Raw genomic sequence first — 20,920 nt, 5'->3', positions numbered from 1 at the left:
GTATCTATAGTTCCTCTGCCATTTCCCGATAACCATCGGGGAAGAGACGGTTAATGTATAATTTATGCCTTGTCAGGTGAATAACTTACGGTTTGTCAAGTGAATAACTTACGGCTGGGGGTAGCCGTAAGCTTACGAGTCTGGAAGTGGTTAGTTATTCACTTGGGAAGCCTTTCTCAAGTGAGTTGGTCTGTTGATTAATAGTTTATAAGACAGCGATTTATATGGAAATAGTTATCTCATGATCTCATCTGTTGGCCGACTTATCTTAGGCTGCCGGCTGAAATATAGATGAGCCTGAAGATATCCCCAATGATTATCGGGTGAGCCTATAAAATACCTATAACTCGAAGCTAGCGGTACTATCAATACTTTTGTGTCAAAGAGGAAGCTTGATTCAGATCTTATGCTTTGATAGGTTTACATTATTTTAATGTACGCCTGTACATTATATATAGTTAAAAACCTTGATGTTTGACAATCTTTTATGGGATAGAAACGACTAGTTTAAACGATCGATTCTTTTAGTCATTTGCAAAGGTACGCGTTTCTTCGATACTTGCAACCCTTCTGAGCTATTTTTTTCACCCCTTATCCTCTTTCTTATCAATCAAATAGGCTATCCGTTACGAAACAGCCGATTCCTTTCACGAACCATTCTTTTTACCCCCTTAAAAAACGCAAGATCTAGACGATCGTTTAGACTAGTCGTTTTCGAGTAGTGGTCGATGATTTAAAGTGTTGAACGGTATTTAATTAACACTATTATTAATATTAAATTTTCGATTTATGAACAAAAAGTTTACAACGTTTCTGGCTAGTGCCATGCTTGCGACTGCATTTTCCGCAGGTGCGCAGGTTGATGCGAAGAAAGGCGACGTAATCTTGTTGGGAACAGAAAGTAGTAAATACTTGACTGTTGAGACAGGAGAACAATTCGGCAAATTGAACAATTCGGCGAATGTTTCAACGAATCTTTCTTCCTTGAACAAGGCTACTTGGACTGTTTCCGCTAAGAAAACCTCTTTAGGCAAAGACCTTTATTCATTCGTGAATAAGGCTACAAGCTTGACTTTGGCTGTCGATCCTGCTACGGCTTACAACTTGGAGGATACGAAGAATTCAAAGAAGATCGCTCTTACGTTAGGTGGTGGCTCCGCTACAGAATGGGTGAGTGAAACGGTAAATAATGTAAATACTATCGTTTCTTACAACGGAGATTATATCTTGGCTATTGCTAATGATCCTGCGATTGGTTATTATCTGGTCAAGGCTAAGACTTTGGATAAATTGGGTACGGTAGTTGCGTTAAAGAGCGAGAAACCTAGTGAGACTCCAATGCCTTTAGGTGCTGATGACTTGAATACATTATTGCAATCAGTAGAGACGGACAAACCTGCTGAGTTGTTCTTTGGATTGAACATGGATCCGGAAGTTACGAAAGGGCAAAGCAATTTAATGACAGCTACGGCTTTGAACGCTCAGAATGCTGGTGGTGGTTATGTTTATTTACAGGCTAAAGATCAAAAATTTGATGGGAAAGATGCTTATGTAGTTGTTGATACGGCTTACTATGGCGGTACGGAATCCGACAAGCTTTTGAAATATACTTATGACCATATGGAGTATGCAGATAAGGCTAAACGTCTGGACGGCTCATACAAGTTTAAGTTTTCTTATAATGCCGCGAAGGAAGAATTGTATGTTCAAGTAGCGGAGGTAGCTCATGAATATAAGAAAGGTGATAAGAATGACGATCAATGGAAAGCATTCTTGAAAGAGAACAACAACTCTACGTGGACTCAGAGTGGTACGTCAGAGCCACTGGAAACAGTTAAAGACGAGTACATCTACATGTCTCAATTGAACGGTATGAATGTATTGACTGTCAATGTTGCGAAAGATGAGGACGGTGTTGGTACTCGTAAGGGCATTGATGGTAGTGGCAATAAATTATATCCTGCTCCGGGCGATCAGAACGTAAAGATTACGATCGGAACGAAGTTCACAGGCTTGACATTGACAACCATTCCTAATGGTGTCTATACGATCCAGTATAAATCTACAGGTGGAAACCAACCGGAGAAAAATGGCACTTACGCTTTGGCGAACTTGGCCGGAAGTTTCGGTTGGACATATCAAGCTAAGAGACAAGATTTCAATCATATACCTGCCGCTCAATGGGTAGTTGAGAAGAACGGTACTTCCAATACGGCTACAGTAAATATCACGAACCGTGAGTTCAATGATAGATTAAAGACTACTTCTCCTCTTCAGTTCTTTAAGGTGGAAGGTAGTGATGATGTATTCTGTTTCTACGGACATGGAACTGATACCTTGTCTTTCAAGAAAGTTGCGGATGAATTGGTTGCCGACAAGAAGTTAGGTTACAAATATGTATCCGCTGATGAGGCTAAAGTTCAGACTTATACTTTCAATTACTTGCATGGTTTGGCATTGGATAAATATCTGTACACTCCGGCAGGTAAGGATTCTATCGTACGTGTAGACGAGAACGACGGTAAGTCAAACTTCCGTTTGGAATTGGTTGTAGAGAATGATACGTACGGTGTTGGCGATACATTAGTGAGAAACGTTTATTATGTATATAATGCTGTTAATGGCGAGAAGCGTTATTTGTCTTACGATGATGTCGCTAAGAAATACATGATGAAGAAAAAAGCGACCCCATTCTTCTTGAAAGAGAATAACTGCATCGATGGTAAGCATTACTATGCGTTGGTAAAGGCAAATGTTTATAAGTACTACATAAATGAAGAAGAGCTAGAGGGTGGTGATAATATTGTGGGACGATCTTCTGAATCTTATGATGTTATGGAAAATGGAGAGATGGTAAAGAAAACTTACTATTATTACCCTATGTATGATAAGGATGGTAACGGATATGTTAACGATAATAGTAAGAATGCTGCTTATTTCTTCAGAAAAATAGATGGCAAGACTGTCTTAGATAAGGAGCCTACCATTAAAGAGGTTAGTGGTTCTTCAACTAACTATGCTAGTCTTAAAGTCTCTGTTGATGATAACACCTTGGATTTGACAGAAGGTGACTTGAATGACAAGCTTAATGGCCAGAATGAAATCCGTACTTCCGCATTCGCTGTGGAGATCGATGACTCCCCATTATACCGCCGTTTCAACAACGTCGCTTTAGGTGAGAGCGAAACCGCTGATAGCTTGTACTTCGTAGAGAAGACTCGTGGTGAGTACTTGATGGATGAGTGGAACAAGAACTTGCTGGATAAGGATGTTGATTACGCCGGTATCTGGAACAAGGAAAAGGCTAATGGCAAATTGGCATTCATCATCGACTCTGTTTGGGTAAATCGTGGCTTGGGCAACATCAAACCTCAATATTTGGTTTCTGTGGCTCGTAACGACCAAGCCGGTACTCCGGGTGTTCCTTGTACATACGAACACAATCACTTTGATAATGCGGGTCATCAAGTTAGTGCCGCTGAGTGTTCTCACGCTACTAAGGCCCATGCTGGTTTCCATTATGGTAAGTATTTGGTAAGCTTTGGCGATTCCGCTATGATCAAGGATCACGAATTGGAGACTCCGTATATGGATATTGATGGCGGTTACACTCGCGTAGGTTTCGTGAAGGCTATTCACGCAGGCGACAGTTTGTTTATCTTGGTAAATGAGTTCAAGGATATGGATCCGGCTAAGTTGGACGTAGCAGATATCATCGATGCATACACGAAAGCTAAGATCAACACGAAGTATATCGTGAACTTGCAAGGTGACAACCATAAGAACGTAACATGGTCATTCCGTTATGTAACTCCGTCTAATGTGGCTGGCGTAACGGCTGAGGAAGGTGAGGCTAATGAGTTCTTGTTCGAGTCTAACATCTACAATGAGGGTGCTATTTCAACTCTTGATGATGTGTTGGTAGACAGCAAGGATAATAGCAAGGGTTATATCTCTTTGGGTGGTAAAGCTACTAAGGGTTACAATGAGGCTGTAGCCGGCTCTATCGCTCCTTCTTACGCCGCATGGTTGAAGATGCAGAATGGTTGCTTGGTATTGACTCGTGGTGATTCTAAGTTTGATGCAGCTAAGACTGGTTCTGACGGTGCCTTGATCTTCAACGCATACCAGAAGACTGACGCTGAGGATATGGTAACATCTATCGAAGGCGCTAACGCTGAAGGCGTATCTATCGTAGCCGGCAACGGTACTGTAACCGTTCAAGGCGCAGCCGGTAAGTCTATCGTTATCACGAATATCTTAGGTAAGGTTGTCGCTGAGACTGTTCTTACCTCCGATAACGCTACAATCGCTGTACCTGCCGGTATCGTAGCGGTAGCTGTTGACGGCGAGGAAGCTGTAAAGGCAATCGTGAAATAAGAAATAAACGAAATAAGATAATCATACAATTCCCGTGCGGGTATCGATCCAAGTAATCCGTGACGGATGAACAGGCGGGAATTGGATTAATATTAATACTAAAGTAATAAATTAAAGTTCATCCGTAAGTACTTCCGTGAGGATGGAAGCGGATAAAAAAACAAGTCCTTGGCAATGTGTTCGCATGCCAAGGACTTCGTGTTTATACTTGCCTTCGTCAGACCTAATGAGTGTATGAATTGTTTAATTCTGCGTAAGCAACTCCGTCAGCCTCTTGACCCCTTCCGAGGCTCCGGCCTGTATATGCTCGATGTCGTCGCGATAAGTACGTACATCTTTCGGGTCGATCAAATAGATCGGCTGGCCCCGACGCACGTAGTTCAGCAAACCGGCGGCAGGATAGACGTTTAAGGAGGTGCCGATAATCACGAAGATATCACAATCTTCCACCAGCTTGATGGAAGGCTCTATCATGGGTACCGCCTCTCCAAACCATACGACGAAAGGACGTAGCTGATTTCCGTGAGGGTCCTTGTCACCCAGATGAATATCCGGGTTCTCCGGCGATAGATCGTAGGTCGTGTCCAGATCCCTTACGGAGCATGCCTTCATCAACTCTCCATGCAGATGGATCACGTGGCTGCTACCTGCGCGTTCATGTAAGTTATCGATATTCTGGGTAATGATCCGTACGTCGAAATCTTTCTCCAAGGCGGCAAGGCCGAGGTGACCGGCGTTAGGTTTCGTATTCAATAACTCTCTTCTGCGCTGGTTGTAGAAGTCGAGAACCAATTTAGGGTTGGCGGCGAAGCCTTCCGGCGTGGCGACATCTTCCACCCGGTATTTCTCCCATAACCCGTCCGAGTCACGGAAAGTGGAGATACCGCTCTCCGCGCTCATTCCCGCTCCGGTAAGTATGACTAACTTTTTCATCTGTTACTTGTTTAATGTATAGATGTATATATTAATAGTTACGAAGTTACGACTTTATTTCGTAAAAAGCTTTGAATGAAATAAAAAGTTCTTACAAAATGCTGTTATACGATTAAAAGCATTACTTTTGTGGCTTATAATTAGTTGAACAAGAAAAAAGAATGGATAAAGTAAGTTATGCGCTTGGCTTAAGTATCGGAAATAATTTCCAGAACTCAGGCATCAAGGATCTTCAAGTGGAAGATTTTGTACAGGGATTGAATGACGTCTTAACAGAGGCAAAACCTGCTCTTAGTTATGATGAGGCAAAACAAGTGATCAATGATTACTTCATGAAGCTTCAACAAGAGAAACTGGAGATCAATAAGAAAGCCGGTGAGGAGTTCCTTTCTATCAATAAGCATAAGGCTGGTGTGGTAGAGTTGCCTAGCGGTTTGCAATACGAGGTGCTGAAGAATGGTACAGGCGCTAAACCTACGGCGAACGATAAGGTAAAATGCCACTATCACGGTACGTTAATCAACGGTCAGGTGTTTGATAGCTCCGTACAGAGAGGCGAGCCCGCCGTATTCGGTGTTTCACAGGTAATCCCGGGATGGGTAGAGGCTTTGCAGTTGATGCCGGTCGGTTCTAAATGGAGATTGTTTATCCCGTCTAACCTTGCTTATGGCGAGCGTGGGGCAGGTGAGGCTATCGAGCCGAATAGTACGTTGATCTTCGACGTTGAGTTATTAGATATCGAAAAATAATATATAAGAGTTAAAGAAAAATGAAAAAGTTAAGTGTATTAGTCGCTACAGTGATTGTAGCAATGGGCGCATCTTTCACCTCTTGCGGTGATTCTCACAAAAGCGCGAGCTTGAAGACTTCTATCGATAGCGCAAGCTACGCTATTGGTATCAGCACAGGTGCCGGTTATAAGGAAAACTTAAAGACTTTGCCGGGTGGTGAGGCTAACGTAGATGATTTGATCGCTGGTTTTATCCAAGCTATCAAAGGGGATTCTTCTGCGATGAAGATGAATCCGCAACAGGCTCAACAATATTTGCAGACTTACTTCGTAGAGGCTCAGGCTCGCGAGGCTAAGAAGACAAAAGAAGAGGGCGATAAGTTCTTGGCGGAGAATAAGACAAAAGAAGGCGTTATCACGACTGAGAGCGGCTTGCAATATAAGGTAGAGAAAGAAGGTACAGGCGCGAAGCCGACCGCTACCGATAAGGTAAAAGTTCATTATACCGGAACTCTATTGGACGGTACTAAGTTTGATAGCTCCGTGGATCGTGGTGAGCCGGCTGAGTTCGGTGTTGGCCAAGTAATCAAGGGCTGGACTGAGGGCTTGCAGATCATGCCGGTCGGTTCTAAATATATCTTCTGGATCCCGGCTGAGTTGGCTTATGGCGAACGTGGCGCAGGACAAGATATCAAACCGAACAGCGTATTGAAGTTCGAGGTTGAGTTGCTTGACATCGTAAAAGAATAAGTAGCGAAGAAATAGAAACGGAACGTTTGTAAGATAATAGGCGGGCAAATTATGCTAAAAAGCATTTTTTGCCCGCTTTTATTATTTATTGATTACTTTTTTCTTTCAGAATGATATATGATTCAAATTTATTATATACTTTTGATACATTAAATCTGAATGCATATAATAAAGCGAATTTAAAATGGAGAAGATAGACAAACTGGACCGGCAGATATTGAACATTATTTCAAAGAATGCTAGGATTCCTTTTAAAGATGTTGCCGAGGAGTGCGGTGTATCTCGTGCAGCTATTCATCAACGGGTTCAACGCATGATTGATATGAATGTGATCGTTGGCTCAGGGTATCACATCAATCCTAAAATATTGGGGTATAATACATGTACCTATATCGGCGTGAAATTGGAGCGTGGATCTATGTACAAGGATGTTGTCCCGGAATTCGAGAAAATACCCGAAGTGGTAGAATGCCATTTCACTACGGGTCCGTATACGATGCTGATCAAGCTGTATGCCCGTGATAACGAGCACTTGATGGAACTTTTGAACTCCAAGATTCAAGAGATACCGGGTGTTACGGCTACAGAGACCTTGATTTCTTTACGCCAAAGTGTTAAACGTGAGATCCCTATCTGTAATATCAATGAATAAGACGAAGAATTATACATGAGCCCGGCCTATTCCAGTGCCGGGCTTTTTTGTTTATTCGGCGGTATCATCTATCTTTGTAATTCGTAATTGTGTGAGGTTCTATGAGTAAATATATAGGAATATTCGTTTTCGTATTCAGTTTGTTTTCTTTGGGAGTACATGCGGGGGAAAGTTTTCGTTTTCGGGTGTATTTGAAAGATAAAGGGGATTCCGGTTATACGCTGGATAACCCGGAGGAATATCTTTCCAAGGAGTCTGTCGAGCGACGGAACCGGCAAGGTATATCGGTGTCGGAATCGGATTTGCCGATCGCTCAAGCTTATCTGGATACCTTGTCCGCCAATGGAGGAAAACCGGTGCTGGAGAGTAAATGGTTCTCTACGGTCGTGGTGTCCAGTCCGGATAGCTTGGTCGCTGAGCGTCTCTTGCGCCTCCCGATCGTGGATTCCGTGAAATGGGTCTGGAAAGGTGACGAGGAAATCGATATTCCTAGGGAGGAGAATGATACGACACGGTTTATGCCAATAGATAAACCGGAGAAATCGCCTTACGGTTATGCCGAGGAGCAGATCAAGATGCTGAACGGTATCAAATTGCATGAGGCGGGCTTTAAGGGTAAGGGTATGCGTGTGGCCGTGGTCGATGCCGGTTTCATGAACGTGGATCGGATCAGCGTATTTGATTCCTTGCGGTTATTAGGAACGCATAACGTGGTTTTCCCCGGCCGAAGCGTTTTCATCGGGGATGATCATGGGACGAAGGTCTTATCTTGCTTGGCCGCTGATGCGCCGGGCTTGATGGTCGGTACGGCTCCCCAAGCCGAATATTGGCTGATAAAGAGCGAGGATAGCCGTTCGGAGTTTCCCATCGAGGAGGATTATTGGACGGCAGCTATGGAATTTGCCGATAGCGTGGGAGTGGATGTGGTCTCTTCTTCGTTGGGGTATTTCTCTTTTGATGTAGAGGCCCTGAACTATCATCAAGATCAATTGGACGGGAGGACTTCCTTGATCAGTCGTGCCGCTAAGATGGCTTCATCAAAAGGGATCTTGTTGTTTAGTAGCGCCGGCAACGAGGGGGGCGGTAGCTGGGGAAAGATAACCTTTCCTGCGGATGCCCCGGATATATTGACAGTGGGCGCTATCACGGATCGTAAGAAGAAAAGTAATTTCAGTTCTGTCGGCTTTACGGCGGATTACCGGGTGAAGCCGGATGTGGTTGCCTTGGGTACGGGCTGTTGCGTGATAGATCCTACGGGGAATATCCGTTATGCGAATGGTACCTCTTTCGCTACGCCGATCTTAGCGGGGTTGGGTGTTTGTCTATGGCAAGCGTTTCCCAGTCTGACGAATAAGGATATAATCTCTCTTTTGCAGCGTTTCGGCAGTAAGTTTGAGCAACCGGACGCTGAGTTGGGATATGGCATCCCGGATGTGTACAAAGCTTATAAACAAGAGCGTAAATATGCGGCCGAATCTAAATAACTTATCGGGTGAGAAAGAGGCTCTATCTTTGTTAGAGCTGAATACTCGTATACGGGGTGCGCTGTCGAGGGCTTTCCCGGAGACTTGCTGGGTGCGTGCGGAGATGAGCGATGTGCGGGTGAATACTTCTTCCGGACATTGTTATCTGGAGTTTGTGGAGAAGAATGTGCAGACCGGGCAATTGGTGGCCAAGGTACGAGGGTCTATCTGGGCGAAGACGTTTCGTATGTTGAAACCTTATTTCGAGATGGAGACCGGTCAGATGTTCGCTTCCGGCTTGAAAGTGTTGGTGAAGGTGTCTGTTGAGTTCCACGAGTTGTATGGATTGAGTCTTACGGTGCTTGATATAGATCCGGCTTATACGTTAGGTGATATGGTGCGTAAGCGTATGGAGATTATCCGCCAATTGCAGGAGGAAGGGGTCTTTACACTGAATAAGGAATTGCCTTTTCCGCTACTTCCTAGGAGAATCGCTATCATTACTTCTCCGACGGCTGCCGGCTACGAGGATTTTATGAATCAGTTGACACGGAATAAAGGAGGTTATCCGTTCTATACCAAATTATTCCCCGCCTTGATGCAGGGAGAACGGACGGAGGCTTCTGTAATAGCGGCTTTAGACCGGATTTATCAACATCAAGATCTTTTTGATGTGGTCGTGATTATCCGTGGGGGTGGGGCTACCTCGGACTTGAATAGCTTCGATTCTTATCTGTTGGCGGCGAATTGCGCTCAATTCCCTTTACCGATTATCACGGGTATCGGGCACGAACGGGATGATACGGTTGTAGATTTGGTAGCGCATACCCGGATGAAGACACCGACCGCTGTCGCCGAGTTCCTTATTTCCCGAATGGATAGCGTTGGTGAGGAGTTGGAGAGTTTGCGTCAAGACGTGAGTTTATTGGCTATGGATATTCTATCCCGACAGAAAAACTATTTACAATTGGTAGCGACCCGTTTCCCTTCTATCGTGACAAGCCGGATCGAGCGGAATCGTTCGGGACTGCAAACGATAGCGAGCCGTTTACCTGCGATGGCATCGGGTTTGTTATCACGCCGCCAGTCGGTGCTTGAGAATACGGAACTTCGCTTGCGGAACGGTATTACCTCTAAACTTTCCGAGAGTGGGCGTTTTATCCAGCTTACGGAGCAGTTTATCAAGATGGCTTCTCCTGATTATATATTGAAGAGGGGATATAGCTTAGCCTTGAAAGATGGCAAGATTATCAAACATGCCTCTGATTTGCGAGCCGGCGAAGAACTGACGACTCGCTTCATCGATGGTGAAATAAAAAGTATTATCAAACCATAGAGGGTGGTTTTATAACCGTCCGATAAATACATAATTAATATGGCGAAGAAAGAAGAAACATATAACGAGGCGATCGAGAAACTTCGTAAGATCGTGGCTGAGATCGAGAATGGAGACTTGGATGTCGATATCCTGTCCGAGAAGGTAAAAGAAGCTACTCGTCTGATCAAGCTTTGCAAGGAGAAGCTGTATAAAGTGGATGAGGAAGTTAAAAAAGTTTTGGAGGAATTGGATTGATGGATAAGTACGTCTTGATCGTTGCCGGGGGGAAAGGGCTTCGTATGGGTGGAGATCTGCCGAAGCAGTTTATTCCTATGCGGGGGAAACCTCTTTTGATGCATACGTTAGAGGCTTTTCATCGTTGGGATGCTTCCGCACGTATAATCCTTGTGCTTCCGGAGGATCATCAGCCGTATTGGAATATGCTTTGCAAGGAAATCGGCTGCAAGGTCCCGCATGCGATCGTGAAAGGGGGAGATACTCGCTTCTTCTCGGTTAAGAATGGGTTGGATTGGCTTTTGGCGGAGAGGCGTCGGAAGGGGGAGGAGGATAGCGGTCTGAGTTTGGTCGCTGTGCACGATGGCGTTCGTCCTTTCGTCTCTCCGGAGGTTATTGGAGCCTGCTTTGATAAGGCGGCTGTCATGGAAGCCGTTATTCCGGTGGTGCCGATGATCGATTCCCTGCGGGAGACGGATGAGAAAGGGAGCCATCCGGTGGACCGTTCCCGCTATATGGCTGTACAAACTCCGCAAGTCTTCCATCTGGAATTATTGACAAAAGCCTATGAGCAACCTTATTCGTCTTTATTTACGGACGACGCTTCCGTGGTGGAGGCGATGGGGTATGCGATTGATACGGTTCCCGGTGATCGTGAGAATATCAAGATTACCACGCCCTTTGATTTGTTAATAGCGGAAGCGATGTTTGCCCGGTAAACCCTAAAAACTCATAGACGTTATGCTGGACCTTGATAAGCGATCGATTACGTACTTGCCGGGAGTAGGACCCAAGAAGGCGGATATCCTGCAAAAGGAAGCGGGGATATCGTCGTATGAGGACTTGCTCTTTTATTTTCCTTATAAATATATAGATCGCAGCCGGTTTTATAAAGTAGCTGAGATCAGTGGGAATATGCCTTATATCCAGTTGAAAGGCCAGATTCTCTATTTCGATACGCTAGGCGAGGGGCGGAGTAAACGGCTGGTCGGCAAGTTCTCGGATGGTACGGGCACGATCGATTTGCTCTGGTTCAAGGGCTTGAATTATGTGACGGATAAGTATCGTCCCAATACCGAGTATATAGTTTTCGGAAAGCCTACGGAGTTCGGTCATACCTATAATATACCACATCCGGATATTGATTTATTGGACCAAGCGGATCAAGTGGCGAGAGGCTTGACCCCGTTCTACAATACCTCGGAGAAGATGAAAAAGTCGTTTCTGAATTCCCGGGCGATCCAGAACCTGCAATATACGTTGTTAAGCTGGCTGAACTGGAAACTTCCGGAGACGCTTTCCCCCGACGTATTGAAACGGATCCATATGATGTCTATGACAGAGGCGATGCGGAATATCCATTTCCCGGAATCTGCCGCTAAGTTGCGTGACGCCCAGTTACGTTTGAAGTTTGACGAGCTTTTCTTCATACAATTAAATATATTACGTACCGCTAGCGTTCGGAAACTGAAGCTAAAAGGGATCGTTTTCCCTACGGTCGGCCATTATTTCAATACGTTCTATAAAGAGTATCTTCCTTTTGAGTTGACGAACGCCCAGAAGCGGGTAGTCCGTGAGATCCGGATCGATATGGGTAGCGGGCGGCAAATGAATCGCCTGCTGCAAGGTGATGTGGGGAGTGGCAAGACTTTGGTAGGCTTATTGTCTATGCTATTGGCGATAGATAATCATTGCCAAGCTTGTATGATGGCTCCTACCGAGATCTTGGCGACCCAGCATTATGCGACGATCATGGGATTCCTGAAAGATATGGACGTGAAGGTCGCTCTTTTGACTGGATCTACCAAGAAGAAGGAGCGGGATAAGATATTACCGGCTATTGCCAGCGGTGAGATCCAGATCGTGATCGGGACGCATGCGTTGATTGAGGAGACGGTGGTTTTCTCTTCGTTGGGATTAGCGATTATCGATGAGCAGCACCGTTTTGGTGTGGAGCAACGCTCACGCCTTTGGATGAAGAACGCTATCGTGCCGCATGTGCTGGTGATGACGGCTACCCCGATTCCCCGTACTTTGGCGATGACTTTGTATGGGGATCTGGATGTATCGGTGATCGATGAGTTACCTCCGGGACGTAAACCGATACAAACGCTTCATCGCTATGATAATAAAAAGGCGCAATTGTATGAGTTCCTTCGGAAAGAGATACAAAAGGGGCGTCAGGTTTATGTGGTATATCCGTTGATTGAAGGAAATGAGAAACTGGATTATAAAGACTTGGAGGCCGGTTTTGAGACGTTCAAGGAGGTTTTCCCTGAATATAAGGTATGTATGGTACATGGCCGTATGAAAGCGGCGGATAAGGATACCGAGATGCAGAAGTTTATCTCCGGCGAGGCGCAAATCTTGATGGCTACTACGGTTATAGAGGTTGGCGTGAACGTGCCGAACGCATCCGTCATGGTGATCGAGAGTGCTGAACGTTTCGGCCTCTCTCAACTTCATCAGCTTCGTGGCCGGGTAGGACGTGGTGCTGAACAATCCTATTGTATCTTGGTCTCATCCTATAAACTAAGTAATGATACTCGTAAGCGATTGGAGATTATGGTGAACAGTACGAATGGCTTTGAGATCGCTGAGGCGGATCTCCGTCTCCGGGGACATGGAGATTTGGAAGGTACCCGACAAAGTGGCGAGGGGATAGACCTTAAAATAGCGGACTTGGCGGCCGATGGACAAATACTTCAGTATGCGCGGGATATCGCTCAAGGAGTTCTTGACGAAGACCCCGAATTATTGTCCGAACAGCACCGGATATTGAGCGAAAGGCTCAAAACTCTGTTCACAAGGAAGATAAATTGGGGAATGATTAGCTAATATGTTGTGAAACATATTGTTCTGTAAGTCTTTGATATTTAGTTCGTTTATTCGCTTGTTTTGCTTTTATTCAAAGTCATTGCAGAAATTTTTCGTTAATCAATTTTGTCGGCTTATTCAAATTTCCGAACTTTGACAAGTTGACAATCAGGCAGAGATGCCGGGTATTGCCGTTTTATCCTGAATTATAAGAATGAAAGTTATCAAAAAATGAGTATAAGGACATTTCTATTCATTTGTTGTGCCGCTGTGATGGTATCGACTGCTAATGCGGAGAACCCGGTGAAACCGGAAACTCCGGAGACTCCCAATCATCCAACCCACAAACTTATGGACAAGCGTGTATCTGAGTTAATGGCCGACCGTGTTGGCTTTAAGAAAGATATGGCTTTGAAGGAGCTTGCGGAGATTAATGAGAAAGCGGAGTTGGAGGCGAGAGAGAACTTGATGTTCCCTGCCGATGAATTATATGGCGAATGGACAAATGAATGGGTGAATCCTTTCCGGGGTAAAAAGGTAGATATGCCGGATTCTTGCGTGATTGATTGTTCGGCGTTTGTTTTGCCGATCGATACGATGATCCGGGTTACCTCTAAGTATGGTCCTCGCCGGCGTCGGATGCATAAAGGGGTTGATTTAAAGGTACAGATCGGTGATACAATCCGTGCGGCTTTCGATGGTAAGGTACGTATTAAGAATTTCGAGCGCAGAGGGTATGGCTATTATTTAGTGGTTCGTCATCCGAATGGTTTGGAGACTGTATATGGCCATTTATCTAAATTTTTGGTTGGTGTAAATGATATCGTTCATGCGGGAGACCCGATCGCCTTGGGGGGGAATACAGGACGTTCTACCGGTTCTCACTTGCATTTCGAGACTCGTTTCTTAGGTCAGGCTCTTAATCCTGCCGATATTATTGATTTCGAGAGTTGTGTGCCTTACCAAGATCAATATGTATTCCACAATGTAAAGATCAATGGACGCAAGAGTAATATTTATACATCCTCAAATGAGCAAATGGTTTATCACCGTGTAAAATCCGGTGACACATTAGGCAAGATCGCTCGTATGTATGGTACAACAGTGAATGAGCTTTGCCGCTTAAATGGATTGAAAGGTACTTCCATGCTGCGTATCGGCCAGTCCATTCGTTGTAGTGCCGGTGTGGAAACCGCAGCTAAAGCGACTCCAAAAGCTCAAACTCAAAAGAAATCGACCGCTTCCGGATCTTCTAAGAAAATCACGGTACAGGCAAGTTCTTCCGCTACCGCTTCTTTAGGAGAAAATACGAATACAATGAATGATGTGGAGGCTACTCCGGTTTATCATCGTATTAAATCCGGTGATACGCTTGGCGCTATCGCTAAAAGATACGGTACTTCCGTTAGTAAACTTTGCGAATTGAACGGTATCACAAAGACTACCGTGTTGCGTTTAGGACGCTCATTACGCTGTTCATAACGATATATAAGATGTAAGAAAACGAAAAGGAGCCGCTTATAAAGTGGCTCCTTTTCGTTGTAACCTCTTTTCATTTATCTTATTAGCTTTTGTTGTCTTGAATTTTCGAGAACATCTACGTCTTTTTTCCTATATTCGCGGGTATAATCTAGGATAGTATGCCAAATACAAAGGAACAATTCGAGCAAGTGATCTCCCTGTGCCGGGAGTTGTTCGGGAAGAAGTTGAAGGATTACGGGCCGTCGTGGAGGATTATGCGTCCCCAGTCGGTTACTGACCAAATATTTATCAAGGCGAACCGTATCCGTAGCTTGGAGATTAAGGGGACGAGCATGGTGGACGAGGGAATCCGTCCGGAGTTTATCGCCATCGTTAATTATGGCGTGATCGGTTTGATCCAGTTGGCGTTGGGATTCGCGGATACGACCGATATCACGATAGATAAAGCCTTGGAATTATACGATAAATACATCACTGAGACGAAGGAACTGATGTACGCCAAGAATCACGACTATGATGAGGCGTGGCGCAGTATGCGTATCAGCTCGTACACGGATCTTATTTTGATGAAGATTTATCGGACCAAGCAAATCGAGAGTCATGGAGGCAAGACACTCGTCTCCGAGGGAGTGGACGCTAACTACATGGATATGATCAATTATGCCCTCTTCGGCTTGATTAAGCTGGAGTTTGGCGAGGAGTGAGCTACATGGAATATAAGGAAACCGTAAAGAAAGTGATCGCGGAGGTCTGCCGCCTGTTACTGGGAGTTGTCTTTATCTTCTCCGGGACAGTGAAGGCTGTCGATCCCATGGGGGGAGCCATTAAAATTGGCGACTATCTGACTTCCTTTGGGCTGGATAAGCTGCAACCGTTTACGGTATTGATCTCCTTTAATTTGTCCGCTCTGGAGTTCATGCTGGGTGTATGTATGTTAGTAGGAGTGTATCGGCGGTATACGACCTTCTTGACCTTGCTGATGATGTCTTTCATGACGCCGCTGACGCTGTATCTGGCGATTTTCAATCCCGTATCGGATTGCGGTTGCTTCGGGGATGCCTTGGTGATCAGCAATTGGCAGACCTTCTATAAGAATGTCGTACTTTTGGCCGCCGCTATTTACGTGTTCATCCATAATCAGCGGCTTTTACAAGGCTATACCTACCATGTCTACTGGTTCGTGGCCTTGTGGGCATATGTCTTCGCTATCGGTTTCGCTTACCGGAATTATAATCATTTGCCGATCTTGGATTTCCGTCCCTATAAGTTGGGTGCGAATATCCCTGCCTTGATGTCGATACCGGAAGGTGCGCCCGAGGATGAATATGCGTATTCTTTTATTTACGAGAAGGATGGCGTACAGAAAGAATTTTCTTTGGAGAACGCCCCGGCCGATGATAGTACGTGGACTTTCGTGGATTCAAAGACCAAGCTGATCAAACAAGGATACGTTCCCCCCGTTACCACATTTCATATTTATAATGAGAATGACGCAGACGTGACTGATGAGTTGCTGAACGACCCGAAAGGTCTCTTTCTTTTGATCGCTCCCCGTCTGGAGAATGCGGATGATGAGCGTATCGACGAGATCAACAATGTATACGATTACGCCTTGGAGAACGGCTTGGGCTTTTATTGCGTGACGGGTTCTTCCGCCGAGGCTATCGCTACATGGAGTGATAATACCGGTGCCGAGTATCCGTTTCTTATGGCCGATGATGTCCTTTTGAAAACAATCATCCGCTCCAATCCGGGATTGGTCTTGCTGAAGAAAGGTACGATCTTGATGAAGTGGCATTACAACGATATCCCACAGGAAGAAGAGCTGAAAACGATCGTAAACGGCTATCTGGAAGGAAATACCGACTGGAAAGCGAAAGAAGATGCCCGGCTAATAACCAACCTATTAAGTTTTACCGTACCTTTGTTGCTGGTTTGGGGATACGATGCCTTGCGCAATCGCCGTCGCCGGAAAGGAAAAGAATCTGAATAGAGATTTATTTGTATTACATATTTAAATTATTAAGTTATGAGAAAGAATATTGTTGCAGGAAACTGGAAAATGAACACTACTCTTGCTGAAGGTCTTGCTTTGGCTAAAGGTTTGGACGAGGCTTTGAAGGGTAAGACTCCGAATTGCGATGTGATCATCGGTACTCCGTTCACTCACTTGGCAAGCGTTGCTGCCGCTATCGATACAAACAAGATCGGTGTTGCCGCTGAGAACTGCGCTGACAAGGAAAAAGGTGCTTATACAGGTGAGGTTTCTGCCGCTATGGTAGCTTCTACTGGCGCGAAATATGTGATCTTAGGCCACTCTGAGAGACGTGCTTATTATCATGAGACTCCGGAGATCTTGAAGACGAAGGTTGAGTTGGCTTTGGCTAACGGTTTGACTCCGATCTTCTGTATCGGTGAGGTTTTGGAGGAGAGAGAAGCTGGCAAGCACTTCGAGGTAGTAGACGCTCAGATCGCTGGTTCTTTGTTCGATCTTTCCGCTGAGGATTTCGGCAAGATCGTCTTGGCTTACGAGCCGGTATGGGCTATCGGTACAGGTAAGACTGCTTCCGCTGAGCAAGCTGAGGAGATCCATGCTCACATCCGCGCTACTTTGGCCGCTAAATATGGCAATGAGGTAGCTGATAACTGCACGATCCTTTACGGTGGTAGCTGTAACGCCGGTAACGCTAAGGAATTGTTCGCTAAACCGAACGTAGACGGTGGTTTGATCGGTGGCGCTTCTTTGGCCGTTGACAAATTCATGCCGATTATCGAGGCTTTTTAATTAATTCATAATAAGAAGGTATCTTTCCCCTCAATGAATGGGGAAAGATACTCTTTTTAATATTCTATCTATGAAAAGAATTCCTTGTATCTTATTGCTATTTGCCTTTATGATGGCCGGTACTTCATCTTTATTCGCTCAGACGGCGTTGGAAGGTGAGCGTTCGACCATATTCGATGCGTTGCAGAGATCCGGTTTGGGAAAAGGCGAGGTCGTTATCAATCAATCCGCCGCTATCCGCGAGATGGTGGGTGAGCGTATGCGTGGAGCGAACGTGGAGACGACAGATAGCCTTACCTTCTTGAAGGTACAAGGGTATCGTACGCAGGTATTTTCCGGTAATAACCAACGGGTCTCGAAAGACGAGGCTTTTCGTAAGGAGAAGGAAATCAAGGAGCTTTTTCCAGAGATCCCGACGTATGTCACTTACAACGCCCCGTTCTGGAAGTTGCGTGTGGGAGATTTTCGCTCGCATGAGGAGGCCTATCATATGATGCGCCTGTTGATGGGTGCTTTCCCGAAATACGGGAAGGAAATGTATATCGTACGAGAAGAGATAAAAATTCCCCTAAATTAAAGAGAATGTCAGAAGTAAACGAAGAGACGCTACGTGCCCGGGAAGCTTTGGCCGGCCATTATAAGGAAGTATTGGGTTTGCTGGGTGAGGACGTGGAGCGTGAGGGTCTGCTTAAAACGCCGGAACGTGTGGCGAAAGCGATGCAGTTTTTAACCAAGGGATATCATGAGGACCCGGAGGCGGTGCTCCGTTCCGCCATGTTTCAGGAAGAGGATTACAAACAGATGGTTATCGTGAAAGATATCGATTTCTTCTCCCTTTGTGAGCATCATATGTTGCCTTTCTTCGGCAAGGCCCACGTGGCTTATATCCCCAAGAAATATATTACGGGCTTAAGCAAGATCCCTAGGGTAGTGGATATCTTCGCCCGCCGTCTCCAGATACAGGAGCGTATGACGATGCAGATCAAGGATTGTATCCAGAGGACCTTGGACCCTTTGGGCGTGATGGTCGTGATCGAGGCGCAGCATATGTGCATGCAGATGCGTGGCGTGGAGAAACAAAATTCCTTGACGACTACCTCTGATTTCACCGGCTTTTTCCAACAAGCCAAGACGCGCGAGGAGTTCATGAACTTGATCAAGCATAATCGCTGATCATCATCTCCCGTCATAGCTTACTCCAGTTTAGCCGTATAACTGATCCGCAGTGATACGGCTTTTATTATATCCCTACATTTCCATTCGTTGGGGCACAGTCGTGAAATATATAGGCGGGATGCAACTTTTACGGAGACCTATTCATCAATTAGATATAAGGACATTAAAAATATCAAGTTATGAAGACCAACAATTACCTATTCCTGTCGCTCTGTCTCTGCATACCTTTGTTTGCGTTGACTGGGTGTGACAATGATTCTTCTGAAGAACCTTTCGGAACCGATACTGAGCGATATGATATACCTTTGGATACTAAATCGCTAGAGGTAAACGCTAGAGGGCAGAAGTTCGCTTTTAATTTTTATAAGGAAATGGCTGGCAAGGAGGAGTCGAATTTTTGTATCTCTCCTTTAAGCGCCTCCTTTTGTTTGGGTATGGTATTGAATGGGGCGAATGGTAATACGTATACAGAGCTACAAGAAGCCTTAGGTTATGAGGGCTTAACCAACGAGGAGATAAACGCTTATGCCCAAATGATGCAGACGGAGCTTCCCAAGTTGGATGGTCGTACTGTTTTCATGAATGCGAATAGTATGTGGATCAAGGATGATTTCCAAATGCTGGAACCATTTGTAAAGACCAATCAGACATATTATAATGCCGAGGTTTATAACGAGCCGTTCAATATGGAGACGGTGGACAAGATCAACCATTGGTGCGCCAATAAAACGAATGATTTGATCCCTAAGATGCTGGAGACAATCAGTCCCAATACATTGGCATGCCTGATCAACGCCATTTATTTCAAGGGAGTGTGGAAAATGGAGTTCGATAAGGGAGATACAAAGGACAAGCCGTTCCATCTAAAGGACGGATCAGAGATCAAAGTTCCTACCATGAAACAACAAGCGACAAATTATTATTATGGTGATGAGCAGGTATCTGTCGTGGAACTACCTTATGGAAACGGAGCGTTTAGTCTGGTTCTTTTTATGCCGTCCGATAAGAAGAAAACCTCGCTAGATGAGTTGATTGCGGACTTGGATGCGGATCGTTGGAACCAGTGGATGAGTAACCTGAGTTCTTATTCGTTCGACCTCTATTTGCCTCGCTTTACGATGGAATCAAGTATGGATTTAACAGATGTGATGAGGACATTGGGAGTCAAGGATGCCTTTAAGTCGGAGGCAGACTTCACGAATATATCAACCGAACAGCCTTTATTTATAGGCTTGATAAAACAAAATACCTTTATTAAGGTCGATGAGTCCGGCACGGAAGCCGCCGCTGTTACGATAGTAGATATGGATACAAGTGCGCTTCCTCCCGCTACCACTTTAAAGGAACTTCGTTTTGATCATCCCTTCGGCTATGTCTTAAAGGAGAATAGTACGGGTGCCATTTTATTCGCAGGCCGAGTGGATCATCCCAAGTCTTAAAATAAATCAGTGTGTGTACCGGTATCGGTCATGATCAAGACCAGTTCGGTATCGTTTTGTTGCCATATTAAGAGCCAGTCGCTTTTAATATGGCATTCCCATAAGCCCTCAAATTTACCGCTTAGTTTATGGGGGTGATATTGCATTGGGAGGGAACCGGTTTCTTGAAGAATGCCGATAACTCCCATAGGAGTTCTGGATTGCAATTCCTTTTCAAGCATTTCTTGAAACTCTTATCAAATTGCTTGGTAGTCTGTACGTCGTACATGGTTTATTGATTTAGCAAATGCTTTTTTAGATCTTCCATATCTTTGGCCTTATAAACCCTTCCTGCCTTGATATCCTCCAGCCCCTTCTCTATACCGGACTTCTTCCTGCCGATATTCCAACCGAATTTCTTGGCCAGTTCTTTGAGCAAGGCCATGTCTACCTCCGGTAAGGTAATTTCTACTTTCTTGACTGTCACTTCCATATCTTGGGTTGTTTATAGATTGTATGTGACAAAAATACGTTTTTTTATTGAATTGATAATCATCTTTGAGAGATTTCGAGAAAGACGATCGAAGGATATGACAATTTGTTAGGATTGACAATTTGTAATCGGAAGTCCCGGAGAATCGATTTTTCCGGGCTAAGGTACGTCTTGTGCTTGAATTTGAAAAAATAAATCAGCAATCGGTTCATTGATAGAGCAATGCCGAAAAATAGCCTTTTGTTCTAGCGAAAATAATTCATCGTAATTCATATCCGATGGAGCAAAA

At 44.9% G+C, this 20,920-nt stretch carries 18 protein-coding genes and 1 pseudogene; 16 read left to right on the top strand and 3 right to left on the bottom strand.

The annotated features are described in order from the left end of the window. Positions 1-789: 789 nt before the first annotated feature. The gene (locus DWX33_RS03265; protein WP_122379833.1) at positions 790-4,380 is read left to right on the top strand and encodes a DUF6383 domain-containing protein; all 3,591 of its coding nucleotides are present in this window, start codon (positions 790-792) and stop codon (positions 4,378-4,380) included. Between the two features lie 243 nt (positions 4,381-4,623). On the opposite strand, the gene DWX33_RS03260 is transcribed toward DWX33_RS03265, so the two are convergent. Next, complete coding sequence (locus tag DWX33_RS03260) at positions 4,624-5,313, bottom strand: NAD-dependent deacylase (protein ID WP_036611655.1); 690 nt, start codon at positions 5,311-5,313, stop codon at positions 4,624-4,626. Positions 5,314-5,474: 161 nt separating this feature from the next. On the opposite strand from DWX33_RS03260, the gene DWX33_RS03255 reads away from it, so the two are divergent. The 15 genes from DWX33_RS03255 to DWX33_RS03185 all read left to right on the top strand — a co-directional run bounded on the left by DWX33_RS03255 (position 5,475) and on the right by DWX33_RS03185 (position 20,159). Beyond that, complete coding sequence (locus DWX33_RS03255) at positions 5,475-6,062, top strand: FKBP-type peptidyl-prolyl cis-trans isomerase (protein ID WP_005866557.1); 588 nt, start codon at positions 5,475-5,477, stop codon at positions 6,060-6,062. Between the two features lie 20 nt (positions 6,063-6,082). After that, a complete protein-coding gene (locus DWX33_RS03250; protein ID WP_005860960.1) occupies positions 6,083-6,793 on the top strand; it encodes an FKBP-type peptidyl-prolyl cis-trans isomerase in 711 nt (236 codons plus the stop codon). 184 nt (positions 6,794-6,977) lie between these two features. Beyond that, positions 6,978-7,445 (top strand): Lrp/AsnC family transcriptional regulator, encoded by a 468-nt coding sequence (locus DWX33_RS03245; RefSeq protein WP_005860962.1) that lies wholly within the window; start codon positions 6,978-6,980, stop codon positions 7,443-7,445. A 101-nt stretch (positions 7,446-7,546) separates the two neighbouring features. Further along, the gene (locus DWX33_RS03240) at positions 7,547-8,929 is read left to right on the top strand and encodes a S8 family serine peptidase (RefSeq protein WP_008773976.1); all 1,383 of its coding nucleotides are present in this window, start codon (positions 7,547-7,549) and stop codon (positions 8,927-8,929) included. Then, positions 8,910-10,244, top strand: a complete 1,335-nt coding sequence (xseA, locus tag DWX33_RS03235) for an exodeoxyribonuclease VII large subunit (protein WP_005866561.1) — start codon at positions 8,910-8,912, stop codon at positions 10,242-10,244. Before DWX33_RS03240 ends, xseA begins: the two co-directional genes overlap by 20 nt. A 39-nt stretch (positions 10,245-10,283) precedes the next feature. Next, positions 10,284-10,481, top strand: coding sequence for an exodeoxyribonuclease VII small subunit (gene xseB / locus DWX33_RS03230; RefSeq protein WP_005860969.1), 198 nt, complete (start codon positions 10,284-10,286; stop codon positions 10,479-10,481). Further along, on the top strand, positions 10,481-11,179 hold the full coding sequence (locus DWX33_RS03225; protein WP_122379832.1) for a 2-C-methyl-D-erythritol 4-phosphate cytidylyltransferase: 699 nt from the start codon (positions 10,481-10,483) through the stop codon (positions 11,177-11,179). The genes xseB and DWX33_RS03225 overlap by 1 nt, the downstream gene beginning before the upstream one ends. Before the next feature lie 22 nt (positions 11,180-11,201). Then, positions 11,202-13,298 carry an ATP-dependent DNA helicase RecG gene (gene recG, locus DWX33_RS03220; protein WP_122379831.1) on the top strand — a complete coding sequence of 699 codons (2,097 nt, stop codon included), beginning with the start codon at positions 11,202-11,204 and terminating at the stop codon, positions 13,296-13,298. Positions 13,299-13,508: 210 nt separating this feature from the next. Next, a complete protein-coding gene (locus DWX33_RS03215; protein WP_122379830.1) occupies positions 13,509-14,759 on the top strand; it encodes a M23 family metallopeptidase in 1,251 nt (416 codons plus the stop codon). 158 nt (positions 14,760-14,917) lie between these two features. Next, complete coding sequence (locus DWX33_RS03210; protein ID WP_005866571.1) at positions 14,918-15,463, top strand: DUF1599 domain-containing protein; 546 nt, start codon at positions 14,918-14,920, stop codon at positions 15,461-15,463. Between the two features lie 5 nt (positions 15,464-15,468). Next, positions 15,469-16,752, top strand: coding sequence for a BT_3928 family protein (locus DWX33_RS03205; RefSeq protein WP_122379829.1), 1,284 nt, complete (start codon positions 15,469-15,471; stop codon positions 16,750-16,752). A gap of 36 nt (positions 16,753-16,788) precedes the next feature. Then, the gene (tpiA, locus tag DWX33_RS03200; RefSeq protein ID WP_008773970.1) at positions 16,789-17,544 is read left to right on the top strand and encodes a triose-phosphate isomerase; all 756 of its coding nucleotides are present in this window, start codon (positions 16,789-16,791) and stop codon (positions 17,542-17,544) included. A gap of 70 nt (positions 17,545-17,614) precedes the next feature. Further along, on the top strand, positions 17,615-18,121 hold the full coding sequence (locus DWX33_RS03195; protein ID WP_005860984.1) for a hypothetical protein: 507 nt from the start codon (positions 17,615-17,617) through the stop codon (positions 18,119-18,121). A 5-nt stretch (positions 18,122-18,126) separates the two neighbouring features. Continuing rightward, a complete protein-coding gene (gene folE, locus DWX33_RS03190) occupies positions 18,127-18,717 on the top strand; it encodes a GTP cyclohydrolase I FolE (protein ID WP_005860986.1) in 591 nt (196 codons plus the stop codon). A 182-nt stretch (positions 18,718-18,899) separates the two neighbouring features. Next, positions 18,900-20,159, top strand: coding sequence for a serpin family protein (locus DWX33_RS03185; protein WP_122268010.1), 1,260 nt, complete (start codon positions 18,900-18,902; stop codon positions 20,157-20,159). Here the strand turns inward: DWX33_RS03185 and DWX33_RS03180 are convergent. Together DWX33_RS03180 and DWX33_RS03175 are read right to left on the bottom strand one after the other, a co-directional pair. Beyond that, positions 20,156-20,427: pseudogene (locus DWX33_RS03180) on the bottom strand (type II toxin-antitoxin system YafQ family toxin). The gene DWX33_RS03185 and the pseudogene DWX33_RS03180 overlap by 4 nt on opposite strands. A 3-nt stretch (positions 20,428-20,430) precedes the next feature. Further along, positions 20,431-20,631 carry a hypothetical protein gene (locus DWX33_RS03175; RefSeq protein WP_034532133.1) on the bottom strand — a complete coding sequence of 67 codons (201 nt, stop codon included), beginning with the start codon at positions 20,629-20,631 and terminating at the stop codon, positions 20,431-20,433. Between the last annotated feature and the right edge of the window lie 289 nt (positions 20,632-20,920).

The sequence above is a fragment of the Parabacteroides sp. AF19-14 genome (genome assembly GCF_003635485.1).
Taxonomy (GTDB): Bacteria; Bacteroidota; Bacteroidia; order Bacteroidales; family Tannerellaceae; genus Parabacteroides; species Parabacteroides distasonis.
Note: the sequence above shows the minus strand (reverse complement) of the source record. Positions and strands in the feature narration are given on the sequence as shown.